Annotated in this window: 2 protein-coding genes and 2 pseudogenes; all 4 read right to left on the bottom strand. The window is 66.1% G+C overall.

Going from position 1 to position 2,128, the window contains the following annotated elements:
- Nucleotides 1–133 (bottom strand): annotated as a pseudogene (locus EOD07_RS31975) (aminotransferase DegT); the annotation flags it as partial.
- A gap of 249 nt (nucleotides 134–382) precedes the next feature.
- Complete coding sequence (locus EOD07_RS31980) at nucleotides 383–1,306, bottom strand: carbohydrate kinase (protein WP_127238109.1); 924 nt, start codon at nucleotides 1,304–1,306, stop codon at nucleotides 383–385.
- Complete coding sequence (locus tag EOD07_RS31985) at nucleotides 1,303–1,749, bottom strand: RbsD/FucU domain-containing protein (protein ID WP_127238110.1); 447 nt, start codon at nucleotides 1,747–1,749, stop codon at nucleotides 1,303–1,305. The genes EOD07_RS31980 and EOD07_RS31985 overlap by 4 nt, the downstream gene beginning before the upstream one ends.
- 1 nt (nucleotide 1,750) lies before the next feature.
- A pseudogene (locus EOD07_RS31990) lies at nucleotides 1,751–2,128 on the bottom strand (ROK family protein); the annotation flags it as partial.

Below are 2,128 nucleotides of genomic sequence, written 5' to 3' on the forward strand. Positions count from 1 at the left end.
CCGCGAGCTTGTTCTCGAATTCGGTGACCTGGGGGCCGAGGATGTAGCGGCCGTCTTCGACCACCTTGTCGATCGCGGCCTTCAGCCGGTCGCGGATACGTTCGCGCTGCGCGCCAAGATCGATGAACTGCATGTCGGCCTCAAAATGCCAATAAACCGGCCCGCTGGTATCAGACTTGGTCGGGGTGAGAAAGCCGGCCGGGGGCAAGGCCAATCGTGCAAGTGTCGCAGCCTGTTACCGCCTTTTGCCGGCGCATTGCCCGAAGACGCCGGAAAACCGGGCTAGAACGAGCATTTTCAACGCCTTTTATCGCGTCGTTCCCTATTTTGGAAACATAAAGTGATCGCCTGGAGAGGCCATTCGGCCAATCCGGTCAACCGCTCAGGCGATTTCGTGTCGCCAGGGCGGGTTGGCGCCGGCCCGCGAAACCGTCACCGCCGCCGCCTTGGCGCCGAGCTCCAGCGCCTTGCGGATTGCGTCCTCGGAGAGGCTGCCGATTGCTGCCTTGGTCAGCAGGCCCTGCTCATGCAGCGAGGCCAGGATGCCGGCGTTGAAGGTGTCGCCGGCGCCGACCGTGTCGACCACCTTCACCTTCCGCGGCATGACGGTGACCTTGTGCGTCTTGCTGTAGCCGACCGCGCCTTCGCCGCCATGGGTGACGACGATAAATTTCGGCCCGCGATCCAGCCAGTTGCGCACCACGTCCTCGTGCGAGCCGGCCTCGTCGAACCATTTGAGGTCCTCGTCCGAGAGCTTGACGATGTCGGCCATCGCCATCATCTCGCGAATGCGTCTGAGATGCTTCGCCTTGTCCGGGATGAAATTCGGCCGGATGTTGGGATCGAGCATCATCACACGGGCTTCGTGCTCGCGCCGCATGAACTCCTCATAGGCCGAACCGGCCGGCTCGGAGATCAGGCTGATCGCGCCGAACAGCATCGCCTCGATCTCAGCGCCGAGCTTCGGCAGGTCCTCGATGGTCAGCATGCGTCCGGCGGTGTTCTCGTCGTAGAAGGTGTAGGTCGCCTGGCCGTTGGTGAGCCGCACGAAGGCGAGCGTCGTGGGTTTGGGCGACGTGTGCGCATAGGTGGAGCTCACCTTGCTGGCTCCGAGCGCCTCGCGGAGCTGGCCCCCGAACAGGTCGGACGAGAGGCCGGAGAAGAAGCCGGCCGGAGCGCCGAGCCGGCCGAGCGCGACGGCGGAGTTGAACACCGCGCCGCCGACATAGGGCGCGAAGGCCGCTTCGCCTTCCGTGGTCGTGCGCGGCAGCATGTCGATCAGGGCTTCGCCACAGCAAAGGATCATATCGTCTCGGTCTCCGGCGGATGGATCACGCCCTTGCGGATGATGATGTTGGCAAAGAGCCTGGGTTCGCTGGTCGCCACGATCGCGTGCGCGGCCTTGACGCGTGCATAGAAGTCGGGCCCGGCCAGCGCAACCACCTTGTGACCCGGCGCGCGCCTGGCGCAAACCACTTCCATCTCGCGATGCACGGGGTCGGCGAGCGCCGGATCGCCTTTCACCGAAGCACGGAACAGCGCCTCCGGCACCGCCTCGTCCACCGGCAGCACGCTGAGCACGGCGTCGAGGACCGGGATGACCTGGTGGCCGTCCGCGCGGATCAATCGCCGCGCCTGTTCCTCGGCCGGATAATTGCCGTCGACGATCGCGATCTCGTCGCCATGGCCCATCGCCCTGAGCGTCGCCAGGAACTGGGGGCCGAGCAGCGACGGGATGCCGATCAGCATGTCAGGCGCCCCCGGACGTGTTCGGTCCGATCAGGAAACGCTCGGAAAGCGGCAGGCTGGCGCCGCCCATGGCGCGCGCGTGGATGCCGACCGTCCCCTCGCGAACGACGGGCAGCTTCAGCCCCTCGGCGTCGATGGTGGCGATCGCTTCCGTAACGGCATCGACCAGCCGGCGCCGCACATCGAGCGGCATCCAGCCGTCGATCACCGCCGCTTCGAAATCGATGACCGACGAGGCCGCGACAATGGCATAGGCGAGCGCCCGCGAGGCGCTGGCGATCCACGCGTCGAGATCGGCGCCGATCTCGCCCCATTCCTGCGGCGAGGTCCACAGGCGGGAGCCGTCGATGCCTTTGGCGGAGAGCGCCCGTTCCAGCAT

This window comes from Mesorhizobium sp. M2C.T.Ca.TU.002.02.1.1 (assembly GCF_003997225.1).